This is a genomic window from Colwellia maritima (assembly GCF_022669015.1).
GTDB classification, from domain to species: domain Bacteria; phylum Pseudomonadota; class Gammaproteobacteria; order Enterobacterales; family Alteromonadaceae; genus Colwellia; species Colwellia maritima.
Genome location: NZ_JAKKSL010000001.1, coordinates 1,073,360 through 1,088,945, shown reverse-complemented (window position 1 = coordinate 1,088,945; position 15,586 = coordinate 1,073,360). Strand labels below are relative to the sequence as shown.

The following is a 15,586-nucleotide window of genomic DNA, read 5'->3' as shown; positions in this document are numbered from 1 at the left end:
TTGCGTAAACAGTAAAATTATTTTATCACAAAATAAAAAAAGCACATTGATCTGAGTTAATAAATCAATGCACTTATTTTTATTAATCTTAACGAGTAAGGCTATTGAGCTTTAGCGTTCACTTCTGCTTTGTCATTATCAAGGGCTAATTTATAACCAAAAGACACATGATGATAACGAGCACTCGTGTAATCATCGTGAATGGCAAAACCAAAGTTATAAATTTTACCCGCTTCAATGCTAACATCGCCTGCATTATCAGACTTCAGCTTACGTTGAACAACAACAGACCAGATACCATTTTTCAAAACGGCTTCTACCGTTGCACCCATGCCTTTATGCATATCACGTGACGCTAAAATTTGACCGTCTTCAACTTCACCAGAACCTGATTTATAGCGTACTAAATCCATAAATTGGTTAGCCGCCTGCGCTGTTTGAATGTCGGCTTCACCTTTAAGCTTATCCCGACCTCCTAATGCTTTTCCGCGACGACCTTTAAGCTCCGGCTCGGTACGAGATTCAGTTAAGTATTTAGTAACGCCTAAGCCCGAGTTTAAGTTTAAACGTTCTGCCAAATCAGAGCCTTTTAATATTGCTTGTTCGGGTGCAAAAGGCATAGAGTTAGCGTCAGCATGACATGTACCCCAAAGAACCTGCTCTGTCTGCATATTCAACATCATCCGTGGCAATCATAAAGGCTAATTTCATTGGGTTTTCAGGATCCATTTTACCCCCCTCAACAAAAGGTACTGGCGCATGATCTCCATTCGCCCAAGAAAACCTTAAATAAAGGTTTTCTTCATCATGAGTTGCATCAATAGTGACGGCAATATGGCCCCGTTTTCCAGGAATAACATTTGGCTCAAGCTCTTTCTCACTTTCGCCACTAACAATGTTATTACCTATATCCGCAATTTCTTTTCCATGACAATCAATACAACGATCACCCTTAGTAAAAGCACGTTTACCACCGTGATTACGTCCTAAAATCCATTCCAATGAGGCTGTTCCTGGGTAAAATACACCAATATCAGTTGAATTAGCTTTACTCCAATCAACCTTTATATTGCTTATCGATTCACCAGTTGAAATATCATCAGTTGACGCTACTTTCTTAGCACCACTAACATTAGCGACAGCAGCGGCTACAGCAGCAGCAACTTGCTCTTCAACCTTTACTTTTTCAGCAATAATTTTCGCTTTTTCTAATGCTGCAGCTTCTTCCTCTCTCGCTTCAACCCGAGCCAAACCATCTTTATATTCTTGAGGGATCTCACGAATATAATCGGGGTTCGGCGCTTCAAGTTCTTCTAACGCCTCATCAGACAGCTTGTCTCTTACGTTGTGATGTGCAATACCTTTATGGCAATCAATACACGTTTGTCCTGTTTCAAAAGCATTTAAATGTTGTTTACGAGCACGGGGTTTTTGAAACTCTGGATTCATTGATTCAAAGTTATGACAGTTACGACATTCTCTTGAGTCAGTGCTTTTCATAGCTTTCCAGACACTTTGTGCTAGTTCAAAACGGTGCTCATTAAATTTCTCTTTTGTATCAATTTTACCTGTTAACCAAAAATACACTTCTCTTGATGCTTTAATTTTACGAACAACTTTATGTATCCAAGGTCTTGGTACGTGACAATCAGGACAGCCTGCACGAACCCCAGTACGGTTAGTGAAGTGAATAGTCGGTTTATACTCTTGATATACATTATCCTCCATTTCATGACAGCCAATACAAAATTCAGTGGTGTTGGTTGCTTCCATTGCCGTGTTAAAGCCCCCCCAAAAGATAATACCCACGATAAAGAAGATAGCTGCGCTAGAGATAGTAGTGCCAAGTATTAGTTTTCGTGACCAAAAACTCGGTTTTTTATTTATGTTATTTGTCATGCTGATTCCTACGAACGAATGACTCGTGATGGTTTAATCAAATATCCTGTTATTTCCATAACAGTGTCTGGGTCTATATAACCAAGCAATTTTGCCTTTGCTTCAAAAACGTTTACGTAAAGTAACTTGCCTATATATCCTTAATCGTTAAAAAATAGGACATGACATTCGTCATGCCCTTTATTAATAATTAAGTAACTGTTTGCTTTAAGCTGTATGGTTCAATTTAAAGGAAAAGCACGGAGTTGACGTTAGTCATTACTCCGTACATCCCTGTACTCCACCCTACGGGCCAATATCCTGTTGTTCAAATTCTTTCCCGAAGAATTTGTGAGTACTTTTGACACCTAAATTGGGCTATACAGCGACAAGATGAATAGTTACCTTAAGTTTTGTGGTGAGAACGGTTATAAACATTAAACTTACCTGTTGGTGTAGTTAAGCCTTTAATACGTGCTTTCTCTTTCAGGGTTTTGGCATCATAAACTACGATTTCACCTGTTGGGTTTTTCGCATCTTTACGGTTCCATACAGACACCCAAACTTCACTACCATCATCGTTAAATTCCATGTGAAGTGCCGCTTTACCTGGTTCGGTTGTTACACGGATAGTTTTCACAATTTCATGAGTTTTCTTATCAAAAACTTGTACTGACTGTTGTACTTCTGGTTCTGGGTGTTTCAATTGATCAGCCCAAACGTACGGTGAAGTTTCATGGGTACGAATGAATACACCTGCGCCATCTGTTTCTACTTCATAACATAGCTTCCATGCATCATCGGGATGTCCCATGGGATCATTTCCCCAAACAGACACTAAACCGATGCCTAAATGCGTTGTCCCCGCAACCGGACCACATTTTTCATCTATCCAGTTAGCTCCAGGGCCAGGATGAGGCAATGAATCAACATCAATCATTGCTTCTAATTTACGTTCTTTGGTATCGACAACAACCATTTTATTTGATGCATTGGCTGCGATTTGGAAGTAACGACCAGTTGGATCAAAGAAACCATCGTGTAAAAATTCTGCTGAAGCAATACTGGTGATAGTTAAATTGTCTAAATCTTTATAATCCACTTGTAGCATTTGACCTGTTTCTTTAACAGCAACAATAAATGATGAAGTATTTGGCGAAGTATAAATAGCCGCTACACGAGCTTCATTAATGAATTCACCTTTGGTGTTATAACCACGTGTTGAAACAACTTTAAGCGGGTTTAAAGTTTCGGCATCCATAATTACAAAATGCGCCGGCCAGTAACCACCGGAATAACATATTTCCCGTCACCTGATACAGCAATATCACGGGCGTCATATGCCATTTTAGTTTCAGCAACTAGCATTTTTTCAGGTTTTTGCCATAAATCAATTTTGTTTACTTTGCCATCACGACCAATGGTGTACCAAAAGCGACCAACATCTTTTGCATGTTCAACTTTATGGTGTTCGGTGCCTTTAATTACATGAACCGCGTAACCTGTATCAATATGCGTTACAATTTTTTTAGTGTCACCATCAACAATTGCTGCGGTACCTGCATCACGCTCGATAACAACAAAAAAGTTTTCCCAGTTCAAACCATGCATTGGCTTGGTTGGGTAATCTTTTGGGGCTACGTATTCTTTAGTATAAGAACGCATTTGCTCTAAAGACATTTCTGGTGGTACTGGTGGTTCCATTTGAATGAAGGTTGCCATGTTGGCAATTTCTTTTTTAGTGAACAGATCATCAAAGTTATTCATGCCGCCTTCAGTACCTAGCGCAATAATTTTTTCTAAACGTTGTTGACCTTTTTTTAACGTGTTTTCAGGTTCAAGGTTTTTGCCTGTTGCACCTTTACGTAATGTGCCATGACATCCGGCAAGACAACGCTGAAAGTATTGTAGTTTTGCTTGCTCATAATCAGCTTCAGACAACGTAGGCTCTGCTGCCGATAGTGATAAGCTCATTCCACCGACCGCCATACCAATAGCTAAACCAAGTGCTGAAAGGCTATGTTTAATATGTTTCATCAGTTACTCTCCCGAATTTATTTTGTTTACGTGTTGTAATTGTGTATTCATAGATGTGCTATCGATAAACCAAGCACTAAATGTTTCTAAATGTAACTATCTGCTTATTTTCGATCTAATTATGTGATTTAGATCAAATTTTAAAATTAATATGGATTATTAGTTAGACATGTTGATCAAGGTCAATAAAATATTAGTACTAAATTTTATCAATACAAAAAAGCCAACTGATCATGTTTATCAATTGGCTTTTAGCTGTGTTTATTTATTAATGTAGAAAGGCGCTATACCTGTTTCATTAATTAAATGATCTATTTTATACGTAGAAAAAATTAAGGTGAGTAATCATCATTAAAGCTCAGATAGTAATCTATTTGACTTACAAAAAAGCGAACAATTCAATTGTTGACAATATATTTATTTGCATATGAATGGCTATACAATAAAAAATATTACCTGTTTTGTAACGAACATAACCAAGTAGAAAGGCAAACAAGGACAATATAATTAAAACGGTAAAGTCATATTGAGTATGAATAACGGTAAAAACTAAACTGGTGATAATTATTGCTCCGGTAACACCCGCCCTGCTTTTTACCAATCGAGCATACGCAAGTCCACGAAAAATCACTTCTTCAACGATAGGAGCTACAATACAAACACCAAGTACTAACATCAGCATATCGAAAACCGAAAGGGTTTGCGATTTTACATCTAGCATAAATTGTGGAGTGTCAATCGATAATATGTAACTTGCAAGCGACTCAAAGATATAATAACCAAAGCCTACCATTAGAACTTTCGCAAGTGTTGCTCTATTAACGCTTTGGAACGCTAAAAATTCATATGGAAATGACTTACCTGGCTGATGAGAGGCTTTTTTTATCAATGGATAAGACAACACCGCAGCTATTACCCCAAGGATTGCTATAGCGTCAGGCCGCATAAAGGCAAGCTCAATCTCCTTACTTGTCCCTTTTAAAACTTCCATACTAATAGCAGTAATAAAAACAAGTATTCCTTGAATGCCAAGTGTTAGAAATAACATCCAAACAATAGTGCCAAAAACTGAGAATTCAGGAAACTTTTCATGATTGCTTACTAATATATTCATATAACCTCTTTTTGGGGGCAATTCCCAAAGCGCTAAAAAAATGCTTAACAACAAAACTTAAATTTTTCTAAAACAGCAGTGAATGATTAAATTTATATTCATCTACTATTACTTTCACTTTTTTTTAAATGAGTAAAATCTATATGGAAAAGTAAAAAAACAAAAAACGCCAATAAAGTTGCAATCACATCATAAAAGTCAAACACTCCTGAGAACCAATATTGTTCTATTTCATAGGATAAGGCACCTAACATTAATAATAATGAACCTTTTAGATCAGATTTAGGTTTTGATTGCTCTGTTATTATTGTGCACAGCGAACTTAGCCCCAATAAATATAAAAAACTTGGCGAGGAGCCTAACAATATATCTATTGATAAATCAATACCATACAGTTTTTCTCTATTAACCTTAACCAAGATAGAAAATATTGAACACGTTATAAAACAACAAATATAAAATTTTTTTGATTTCATTCCAGACTCATAAATCGCGTGTGATAATATGGCTAAGATCAAGCTAAGCCATATTATTCACAGAGAGTATTTTTTAAAACAAATCGTTGTAAAACAAGCGATAAACCAATCAGCTTGAACAGACCCGTTTAAGCCTGACATTGAACTCCACAACTGAGTGAACTTCATTTGAGGTTGCTCTTCTTTTACTTCAAATTTACTGGTAGGAGTCAACTCTAAACAAATACCTGTAAAGTCTTGGCCAAACTCCTCCATAGATAAGACGCGTTTTCCAACGGCAGGATCGTTAATAGAAAACTTAATCGCCTTTCCTTTGCCCGCAACTTTTGTTAATACAACAAAGTGATTTAAATCCCAGTGTAAAATGCAAGGAGTAGCGAGTTTATGACTGTAAAAACTGGCGCTCATTGCCATAGAAGTTAAGCCACATTCAGCCATTTCAGATTGTAGAATAACAGGTGGTGATTTAATCAATTTAAACTCAATTTGTTGTTCGGGCAATTTTAGATTCATTGTTAGGTGCTCATAGTGAAATAATATCCAGAACCAATGCTTGGTAATTTAATAGAATTGATAGTAAATAGAGAGAAAATATCAAACATTTCATAGATTTTTGATATCTGTGATATAAACGAAAACTAATAGAACTCAAAAAATTTTCATGCAGTGCAATGTTAATATTTACCAGTTGGTAAGAGGAATAAAATAAAAAAGAAATAATAAAGAAAAATAAAGCCAAATAATACTGCAATACATTAACTTCCATCAATTTAAACTGTAAAGTTGTAGATAGAATTAATGTAATAACCAAAAGTGAAGCTCTAACTTTGACTCCGCTGTTAAAGGAAAGGTTGATCAACTTTACTAAAAGAAATAGATTAGATTTTTTAATTTTAGGACCTACAAATTTGGTTTTAATCTTATAAGAAATCATGAAAACAGAAATTAATATTGAATAGCATGTTAGAACATACGCTATAGAGCTTAGAGAAATAGAAACTCTAAAGTAGGCGGAGAACACGAAGATAAAATAGAATATACAATAAGGCATAAAACTCATAATATGCTTAGGGAGCATATTATATTTCCCATGTATATAATCTAGATAAAGTAATTCTTTTCTAGACCAAAGATTCCAATACACAAAAGACTCTATAAAAGCCAAGAAAATAAAAAATGAAGTAGCAAACAGCTTTCCGCTTAAGTGTTCACCGTCACCTAACAAGTACCCCGGCAAAGGGGTAAAAATTAGTAAAACGGGTGCTAAAAAGAATGCTATTATCGATAATAAACGGTATAAAGATGCATTATTTTTTTGAATAATTGCTTTTTTCTTCTTATTGCTAAAGAAATCATTTTTATTCGCAAATCACAATGAAACTAAATGGTTAAATGGTAATACATTTTGGTGTTCAACAATAATTTTATCTCTCTTATCATTTAGGATGACTTCCTTCAATACCTCTATAGAGTGATTATCTACCCCATTAAATGGCTCATCTAACATAAGCAGGTTAGAGTTTTTAATTAATGCACATACAACTGAAAATTTTTTTTTCGTTCCCGTAGAAACATTACCAATTTTACAATCCAAAAATCGATCTAAATTTGTTTCAAAAACCAGACTTTCAAACAATTTATCATTTGTTTCATTAAAAGCTTTTTGCAACTTAAATAATTCATTTAGTGTAAAAACATCTGGTGGAACAATAGAGTCAGTTGAAATGGAGCTATTGATTTTATTTCTCTTTTCTTGGGCTGAAAAAATTATTGCTCCAGAATCCGGCGACTCTATACCTGCAATAAGTAACAATAATGTTGACTTTCCGGAGCCATTAGCACCGCTAACAAGAGTGCTTCCTACAGGGAAGTCTACTGAAAGATTACTTATCACTTCATTTTTGCCAAAAGATTTGGAAATATTTTTACATTTAATCATGATACATCTCGTAAAAAGGGCTTTTAAAAAAGTCCTTAAAGAAGAAAAGTTATTACTAATATGGAGCCATTAAGGTAAAAAGTTGCAACACTAACGACAAGCCAATCAGCTTAACAAGTCCTGCTTTTAAGCCTGACACTGAACTCCACAATAAATGTGTCTTATGCGGCTTGACCAGAACAAAAAGTGGTTAATTGACCGACTTTAGTTTATCTCGCTAAAGTTTGACTAAAGTCAGTCGCTCTATTTTCTAAAAAAGGTATTAATAAATACTATTACCTTCTATGAAAAGTCTTGTTTTCAGCAGAAAATACCACTGAAATTATGTTTACCTTGTTGTCGGAATAAATTCCAACCTACCTAGTTAACTTACTCTACCTTTTAAGCTGTAAATAGGTTCGAGTAGCCATTCAATTAATGTGCGCTGTTCTAACAGAATATCTGCCTCAAACAGCATACCGCTTTTCAAATCAACACCTTCACTATTGCTTTGCTGCACTAATAGTGTTGCTAATGACTGTCCTTTTATGACTTTGTCACCTTCTTTAACCCAAAGTTTTTCAATGGTGTCGCCTTGGTTAGCAAAGCTTTTGATAACACCTTTATTTGGCATTAAAAAACCACGAACGGTTTCTTTTCGTGAGTATTCAGCATTAAAAAGAAAAGCGATAATAGCAACGGCAACTGATACTAAAAGTAATACCGTTACTTTGATAGATAATGGTTGAGCTAAGGTTATAGCGCCGGTTAAACGCTCACTTTGATGGGAAACAGCTTCCTTTCTAAATAATGACATATCAAATCCTTTGATTACGAATTGGCAAGAAATATATTTTAAAAGATTATACTGGTCAACCTGTATTATTAAAAAAATTCTTACATTAAAAACCTACCCAACCAAAAACAATACATTTCAATAAATTAAATAAAAACAAATAAAATAGAACAACTCAATATAAATTATACCTAAATGAAATTTATAATTATTACGTTGTTTTAGACATATCGGATAGGGTGAGGCTTTTCCGTCATCCCTCTCACGGAATCGTAAGTACGAACCTCGTATACGGCTCTTGCATTCCCCTATTTTATTAGCGTGCTTTCCTAAACGCGGAGAAAGCAAGCCATCCTGTATTAACTCCTTCTATTGAATATAAACCAAGCACTTCAAACCATTGATTAGGCATCGCGCTACTAGTTCACCTTGATGAACTTAAACGATGGCTTCTTTCAGTCTATCGGGTTTGCCGGCTTCGATGGGCAAACAAAAAAGCCAACTGTTCATGTTTATCAATTGGCTTTTAACTGTGTTTATTTATTAATGTATAAAGGCGCTATACCTGTTTCATTTATCAAGTGATCTATTTCATACGTAGAAAAAATTGCCAAATACAAGGCATTTATTTCAATAACGAGTTGTTCTAATGATTAAATAAATAACGAGATAGTTGGTGATTTAGCAAGTAGAAATGATCACATAGTTACTGAGATTGCTATTACCAAGCATATTTTATTTGTATAGAACCGTTAATCCCTGGTGCTGCCATTGTTGCGAGTAAAGGATCACTTGCTGCGAATCCATTAACATCAGACCAATGCCAATATTGCTTATCAGTTAAATTGTTAATAGCGCCGGCCAGTGTTAACTGATTATTTATATGGTAGTTAGCTATAATATCGAAAGTTGCATAGCCTGCTGTACTTGCTAATTTCTGCTCTGGATCATCGGCATTTTCATCATCAATATCTGACTTTCCCGCCACTAAGTTTGCATGAAACGCAACCGATAGAGACTCGTCATTATTTAACCATTCAACACCTAATAACGCGTGATTAGGCTCTATTTCGTTAATAGGCTGATTGGTATCACGATTTTCGCCTTTACTCCAAAAAGCGGAAATATAAGCGCTGTAACTATCATTACTGCTGAGCAAGCCTTGGTTATTGTATTTATAATTAACTTCAGCGCCATAAATTTTAGCGTTAGCGATATTTTGAGATTGAAAAATAATACGTCCAATAACGGGATCAAAACCTAAATTCACTTTGGTTTGTATAAAATCATCATAATCATTATAAAAACCAACCATGTCCACTTTATGGTGTTCACTATCAAAATTATACCCTACCTCATAACCATCGGATGTTTCCGATTTTAAGTCCGGATTTGGAATAGCGCGCATTTTAAATAAGGGGATGTCTAAACCGATATTAGCATCTTCAAATGGTGGCGCCCTAAAACCTTTAACATATTGAACATAGAACTTAGCACTATCATCAAGCTGATAAACCATACCCACTTGGGCGATATACTATCTTCGCTAATAGAAACTACAGTTTGATCGGGATTGTCTGCCAAATAAATGCTATCAACCTTTGGAGATAGATCATATTTGTCATAACGAATAGCAGGAATAATAGTTAAATTGGTACCCGAAATTGTTATTTCATCATTCAGATAAATACCTAATTCTTTCACTTCTGTATTAGGAAAATCTCGAACAGGAAAGACTTCGCTTAAAATAATATTGGTTGCAACACCGCTATCAAGATTAGTTTGCACACCATCTCTTAACTCTTTTGTCTTTGTATTGCTGTATTCCAAACCATAGCCAATATGATGCATTGACGAGGATGAACTTGCATTGGTATATAAATTTAACCGTACACCTTGAATATCTTGCTGATAAAAGAAATCACGATCATAACTAAAATCATTGGTTATACCTGTTCTTGTACTAGTTTCTGTTCTTTTTTCATCTGTAAGTTGTTCTGTATCTGTGCTTTGGTCATAAAAGCGAATAACGCCACCTTCAAGCCAATCTGCATCAAGTACAAAATCGTAGTTAACCACAAAATTTTCACGGCTAGTTTCATCATCACCAAACAAAGCGGTGGTAGAGCTAAAACGTCCCAAGCCTACTATTGATTGAACATCAGTTTGTGATTCACGTTGAAAGTAATCATAGGTAAAACTTAGCTCTTGATTATCAGAAATAGCATAAAAATATTTAGCTAATATCGACTTAGCCTCATTGTTTTGCATATCGCTTGCGATGACTGAATCTGAATTACTATCTAATTCATGTCCTTTACGGTATGAAGCAGAAATAAGTGCACTTGAAGTGTCATTCCCAAAAGCCGTATTTAGCGAAATAAGCTTACTATTATCAATTGAGTAATAACCTGTTTTTAAACCAACATACACATCGTTAGTGGTTTGACTCAATAAGTCATTAGGTTTTTTAGTAACAAAACTGATGACACCGCCAATAGCATCACTACCGTAAGTGCTTGACGCTGACCACGTAAGATTTCAACTTGTTTAATTAACTCTGGGTCGACGTAATTACGCCCTGAATTTGAATAACTGCCCACATTAAACTGCTCTGCAACCGGTACACCATCAATTTCTGTTGCGATTCTGTTACCCGATATGCCGCGAATAGCAATACTCGAACTCCCAAAGCGACTACCAGAGCTAAGCATACTGATACCGACTTCATAGCGAAGTAAATCAGCAACATCATGCACTAACTTTTGGTCAATATCTTGGCTGTTTATTACGGACACAGCTCCAACAACATCTTGTACTTTACGTGGTGTTTTACCAATAACGACCAAAGTTTCTATGTTTTCATCAATACCTTGGTGAACAACATCATCTTCAGCGATACTGTATGTACTCGGCAATAATGCACTGGCGAGTGCGATACCTAATAACGATTTATTGAACATTTTGTGACCCCGTTCGTCTAAAGTTTTTATAAATAATTGCTGCTATTTATAAAGCAATAGAAAAACAAGTTTGTGATCTAAGTCAAAAGAGCCACTTACTTTGCTTGATAGATGGTCTTATGTTTACAAAAATAGATCTACATCATAATTTTCAGTTAAATCAAAAAAGAATTTTTGGTAATAAGAGAGAAAATACCCCTATGTTCAAAGTCATTGCATTCAATATTGTAAAAAATATTGGACTGAGCTTTATATTTGCAAACCAAATCCGTTAAGTATTCAGCGCTTCAGGATCTGCATGTGAACTATCGTTTCCATAAAATGTTTATTAAGGCGCCAAACAGAATTAAACCACCACCAATAATAGTTGTTATGATAGGTGCTTCATTAAAATACGCCCAACCAATAATCACTGAAAATACGACTTGCACATATGCATAAGCGGTAGCTTTGTTTGCATCAGCACAATGCAATGCTTTTGTTAACCCTACTTGCCCTACTTGGGTAAAAATACCCACAAAGATTAATAAAACAAACGCAGCTAAACTTGGTACCACAAAATCACTGCCTAACATGAGCATTGAAAGTGGAAAAGCAACAATAGGGAAATAAAAAATAATAACCGCACTGTCATCGGTTTTCGTTAATTTTTTGATAATTACATAGGCAACTGCGCTACCCAAAGCACCTAAAACGCCAAGACCAATGCTTAACCATGGATATTGAATAGCACTGTCTAAATATAAATTTGGTTTTTCTAAATTGAGCAAAGCTAAATTGGGTTGAATCATCACTAACAAGCCACATAAGCTAATAACGATACACGCAATGGTTGATCGCTGTATGGTTTCTTTTAAAAAGAATATTGCCAAAACAGCCGTAAAAACAGGGTGTAAATATTGCAATAAAGTGGCTTCTGCCAATGGTAGCGTAGTTACCGCATAGTAAACAAACATCAACGCAAATGAACCAACCGTACCGCGAGCAATTAGCAACTTTTTATTATGCCCCCACACAGGAATTTTTTTACGTTTAATATCAGCATAACTCATGATGGCAGAAACAATAGCTCTGGCGGCAACAATTTCTAATACAGGAATACCTAATCCACTGACCTCTTTTACACAAGCGGCCATTAAAGAAAAGCCTAAAGCTGAGATCAACATATACCAAACACTGACAGGTACTGCGTTTTTTATCGTTAGAAGCATTTACTGTAACTCTCGTTCAGTAGAATAATCATTAGATTGCATGATCATTTAAAATTAAGTGGGTTATTCAGAATCTGACTTTTAAAAGCCAAGCTGTGATAATTTATCTCTAATTGCTTGATATCGTTGCTGCTCACAGGACGCAAAACCAGAGAGCTGTCTAACTTTATTGCGACCAAACAATGGCATGGTCAAGCCGAAAAAAATCGACAATAAGCTTCGAGCGTTAATCGTTTATTTATTTTGCCTTCTAAATGACGAGTTAATGCTGCGGCATTTGCAATGAGCATGTCATCACTTGGCCAAGGTATTTGTTGTGAGTATTCGAGTTGTGCAATAGCACCTCGACAAACGCTACAATGACCACACTGTATTGGCGCTTGTTTATCATCAAAATAGCGGCTTAAGTTGTAACTTAAACATGAATCAAGTTGAAAAAAGCGTACTAGTGCGGCAATACGTTTAATTTCTTTCTCTTCTTTATCAAGAAAATAATTCGCTAAATTTTTAGTTAATCCAGGATCGTTCAGTTCATGATTATTCACCTTGAACACTTCCGTCATACCTGAAGTTTCGAAAGACAATCATTTGTTGCTCATGTAAGTACTCTAAAGCAGAAATGACACGACTCCTTTCAATTGACTTATCTTGCAATAAGGTATCAAAGTGCAAACTTCCCCAGACTTTTTTAAATGCCGTTGCTTTGAAGATAGTCGATAAAAATGCCTTTCTTTGATCATTAAAGCCAGAAAGTATTTGTTCTATAGGGTGTAAGAGTTTTATTTTAAAATCAGCAAAATAAGCATATTGAGGTTCAATAACACCAGATAATTCTAGCTGTACTAATAAGGTTTTAAGCGGTAATTGTTTAATATTGCTAGTGTTAGAAAGCTGTATTAACTGCAATTCCCATTTGCTTTCAGCTCGGGTTATTTGAGTTTCAGCTTTAATATTATCAATAACATACTCTATTGAGCTAAATTCCGGTGTATCACCATAGACAAAGTTCTCAACTGTATTGAGACCATCTAAATTCGCTAATGTTATACAATGAGAATGTTTGCCATCTCGCCCTGCTCTACCTATTTCTTGGGAGTAATTTTCAATAGATTTAGGTAAATCGTAATGGAACACGAAGCGAATATCACTTTTATCAATACCCATACCAAACGCAATCGTCGCAACAATAACCTGTATATTACCTGTCATAAAATCGCTTTGAATTTGACTGCGTGTATCACTGTCAAAACCCGCATGATATGCACAAGCATTAATACCCGCTTGTTGCAAATATATTGCTACTTGCTCGGCACTGTGTTGTAACGTGACATAAACAATGCCACAACCTGGTAGTTGTTTTATTTGCTCAACTAAACAAACATTTTTATTGGCGCTACTCACTGGCAATACGGTTAAATCTAGGTTTTGTCGATAGAAACCCGTTTGCACAATATGATGATCAGAGATGGCAAATTTTTCTGCCATGTCTAATTTTACTTTCTTCGTCGCAGTTGCTGTTAATAATAAAATTAACGGAATATTCAACTCATTACGGTAACTCGGGAGTTTCAAATAATCTGGCCTAAAATTATGACCCCATTCTGAAATACAATGCGCCTCATCAACCACTAACATGGAAACAGGCACAGATTGAATAAATTGTCTGAAACGTTCATTTTTAAAACGCTCAACCGACACCATCAATATGCTAATTTCCCCCTGTCGAACAGCAGTCATCACTTCTTGTGCTTGACTCCCTTTTAAGGTGGAATCAATACTTGCTGCACCGATACCTTTACTTGCCAGAAAAGCTAATTGATCTTTAATCAAGGCGAGTAACGGTGAGACAACCAGAGTTAAGTGCGGTAAATGTAAAGCCGTTAATTGATAACATAGCGACTTACCTGAGCCCGTTGGGAATATTGATAAAGTTGAATGTCCACCAGTAATTGCTCAACTGTTTGTTGCTGCCCATTCCTAAACGCGTCAAAACCAAACGTTGTTTTAAGCGATTGCTGTACTACATTAGAGACGGGCTTATGGATTTGCAACTCAACTGTCCTTTATTCAACCACCAAATCTACCTTATTGAGTAGAACATAAGGTGTTGAAAGGTTTGTAAATCTTAAATTTCAGCCGCTACTACAGAAATTTCGACCAATAAGGCTTCTCGTGCCATTTTAGCGGCAACACACGCTCTTGCCGGTGCATAACCTTCTGGCACCCAAGCATCCCAAACAGCATTCATGTCTGCAAAGTAACTCATGTCTTTTATATATATAGTCGCCGATAAAATATTTTTTCTGTCGCTGCCTGCCTGCGATAATAACTCATCTACTTTAGCCAACATTGTTTCCGTTTGTTCAGTGATATCTTTTGTGGCATCTGCAGCCACTTGTCCACACAAGTAAATTGTGCCGTTATGTTTAACGATACGACTCATGCGCTGTTTAGTTTCTAACCTTTCAATTGACACAGATTATTTCTCCAGTAAATCAATAAATTTTTGTGATTGTTCAATCGCTGCATTCATGTCTTTTATCAACACACCAACATCCTTTTTGATAGACAACATTTCACCTTGCATAGCACCAACCGCTTTAGCATTTAAATTGTGTTTTAAAAAAAGGCTATTATCTTTTAACGCGGATAAAACAGGCGCCATTTTGCTTTCAGCTTTGTGCATCGACTTAATCAATGACTGGTAACGACGTTGCGTTTCTTTCAATTTACTTGCACTTTGTCTTTTAAGGTTAGCACTAGTAATCTGCTCAATTTCCTCTTGCCATTCTTCAAATAAAGCTTCTGAAACATCTTCTATCTTTTCAATACGTGAGCTAACAAGATCTGCCGCTTTTTTAGAATCTTCATATTGTTCTTGAATAACATTGTATTGTTCTTCAAGTTCGCCACCATCAAAATTGATTAAGGCAGTCATTTCTTCTAATGCAGACTTAAACTGTTCTTGCGCTTCTTGTTGCGATTCTTTGGCTTCAACAACACGGTCAACCATAATATCTCGTTTGTGAATGCCAACTTTTTCCATTGCGGAATAATAAGCAGTCGAGCAAGACGCCAAGATCAGAATACTTATAGCAATACAAACTTTTTGACTAAATTTAATCATACATTTCCCTCAGGTGATATTGTCAATTTTTGTGGAACAAGTTAATCATAGTGTTCATGGTATATT

12 protein-coding genes and 3 pseudogenes are annotated in these 15,586 nt (G+C 35.8%); all 15 read right to left on the bottom strand.

The annotated features are described in order from the left end of the window. Positions 1-101: 101 nt before the first annotated feature. The 15 genes and pseudogenes from L3081_RS05405 to L3081_RS05335 all read right to left on the bottom strand — a co-directional run bounded on the left by L3081_RS05405 (position 102) and on the right by L3081_RS05335 (position 15,520). Positions 102-671, bottom strand: a complete 570-nt coding sequence (locus tag L3081_RS05405; RefSeq protein ID WP_242284011.1) for an ethylbenzene dehydrogenase-related protein — start codon at positions 669-671, stop codon at positions 102-104. A gap of 676 nt (positions 672-1,347) precedes the next feature. Beyond that, positions 1,348-1,899: pseudogene (locus tag L3081_RS05400) on the bottom strand (NapC/NirT family cytochrome c); the annotation flags it as partial. Positions 1,900-2,284: 385 nt separating this feature from the next. After that, positions 2,285-3,852 (bottom strand): annotated as a pseudogene (locus tag L3081_RS05395) (cytochrome D1 domain-containing protein). Between the two features lie 442 nt (positions 3,853-4,294). Beyond that, entirely contained in the window at positions 4,295-5,029 is a 735-nt protein-coding gene (locus L3081_RS05390; protein WP_242284009.1) for a CPBP family intramembrane glutamic endopeptidase, read from the bottom strand. Between the two features lie 98 nt (positions 5,030-5,127). Further along, positions 5,128-5,505: a hypothetical protein gene (locus L3081_RS05385; RefSeq protein ID WP_242284007.1), complete on the bottom strand. Its 378-nt coding sequence runs from the start codon at positions 5,503-5,505 to the stop codon at positions 5,128-5,130. A gap of 57 nt (positions 5,506-5,562) precedes the next feature. Further along, positions 5,563-6,018, bottom strand: coding sequence for a cysteine peptidase family C39 domain-containing protein (locus L3081_RS05380; RefSeq protein WP_242284005.1), 456 nt, complete (start codon positions 6,016-6,018; stop codon positions 5,563-5,565). An 856-nt stretch (positions 6,019-6,874) separates the two neighbouring features. Further along, entirely contained in the window at positions 6,875-7,444 is a 570-nt protein-coding gene (locus L3081_RS05375; RefSeq protein WP_242284004.1) for an ATP-binding cassette domain-containing protein, read from the bottom strand. 364 nt (positions 7,445-7,808) lie between these two features. Beyond that, positions 7,809-8,240, bottom strand: a complete 432-nt coding sequence (locus L3081_RS05370; RefSeq protein WP_242284002.1) for a hypothetical protein — start codon at positions 8,238-8,240, stop codon at positions 7,809-7,811. A 700-nt stretch (positions 8,241-8,940) separates the two neighbouring features. Next, positions 8,941-9,738, bottom strand: a complete 798-nt coding sequence (locus tag L3081_RS05365; RefSeq protein WP_242284000.1) for a TonB-dependent receptor domain-containing protein — start codon at positions 9,736-9,738, stop codon at positions 8,941-8,943. Beyond that, positions 9,645-10,673 carry a TonB-dependent receptor gene (locus L3081_RS05360; protein WP_242283999.1) on the bottom strand — a complete coding sequence of 343 codons (1,029 nt, stop codon included), beginning with the start codon at positions 10,671-10,673 and terminating at the stop codon, positions 9,645-9,647. The genes L3081_RS05365 and L3081_RS05360 overlap by 94 nt, the downstream gene beginning before the upstream one ends. Continuing rightward, positions 10,670-11,182: a TonB-dependent receptor plug domain-containing protein gene (locus L3081_RS05355; RefSeq protein ID WP_242283998.1), complete on the bottom strand. Its 513-nt coding sequence runs from the start codon at positions 11,180-11,182 to the stop codon at positions 10,670-10,672. Before L3081_RS05355 ends, L3081_RS05360 begins: the two co-directional genes overlap by 4 nt. A 305-nt stretch (positions 11,183-11,487) precedes the next feature. Then, complete coding sequence (locus tag L3081_RS05350; protein WP_242283996.1) at positions 11,488-12,393, bottom strand: DMT family transporter; 906 nt, start codon at positions 12,391-12,393, stop codon at positions 11,488-11,490. A gap of 81 nt (positions 12,394-12,474) precedes the next feature. Continuing rightward, positions 12,475-14,438 (bottom strand): annotated as a pseudogene (locus L3081_RS05345) (RecQ family ATP-dependent DNA helicase). A gap of 80 nt (positions 14,439-14,518) precedes the next feature. Then, entirely contained in the window at positions 14,519-14,869 is a 351-nt protein-coding gene (locus L3081_RS05340) for a RidA family protein (protein WP_338027124.1), read from the bottom strand. A gap of 3 nt (positions 14,870-14,872) precedes the next feature. Beyond that, positions 14,873-15,520, bottom strand: coding sequence for a DUF2959 domain-containing protein (locus tag L3081_RS05335; protein WP_242283994.1), 648 nt, complete (start codon positions 15,518-15,520; stop codon positions 14,873-14,875). Positions 15,521-15,586: the final 66 nt, after the last annotated feature.

Bases quoted from the DNA above. Each gene is read 5' to 3' on its own strand.
- L3081_RS05350 (WP_242283996.1), bottom strand. From the start codon at position 12,393: ATGCTTCTAACGATAAAAAACGCAGTACCTGTCAGTGTTTGGTATATG.
- L3081_RS05375 (WP_242284004.1), bottom strand. From the start codon at position 7,444: ATGATTAAATGTAAAAATATTTCCAAATCTTTTGGCAAAAATGAAGTG.
- L3081_RS05390 (WP_242284009.1), bottom strand. From the start codon at position 5,029: ATGAATATATTAGTAAGCAATCATGAAAAGTTTCCTGAATTCTCAGTT.
- L3081_RS05405 (WP_242284011.1), bottom strand. From the start codon at position 671: ATGCAGACAGAGCAGGTTCTTTGGGGTACATGTCATGCTGACGCTAAC.
- L3081_RS05365 (WP_242284000.1), bottom strand. From the start codon at position 9,738: ATGGTTTATCAGCTTGATGATAGTGCTAAGTTCTATGTTCAATATGTT.
- L3081_RS05355 (WP_242283998.1), bottom strand. From the start codon at position 11,182: ATGTTCAATAAATCGTTATTAGGTATCGCACTCGCCAGTGCATTATTG.
- L3081_RS05385 (WP_242284007.1), bottom strand. From the start codon at position 5,505: ATGAAATCAAAAAAATTTTATATTTGTTGTTTTATAACGTGTTCAATA.
- L3081_RS05370 (WP_242284002.1), bottom strand. From the start codon at position 8,240: ATGTCATTATTTAGAAAGGAAGCTGTTTCCCATCAAAGTGAGCGTTTA.
- L3081_RS05335 (WP_242283994.1), bottom strand. From the start codon at position 15,520: ATGATTAAATTTAGTCAAAAAGTTTGTATTGCTATAAGTATTCTGATC.
- L3081_RS05380 (WP_242284005.1), bottom strand. From the start codon at position 6,018: ATGAATCTAAAATTGCCCGAACAACAAATTGAGTTTAAATTGATTAAA.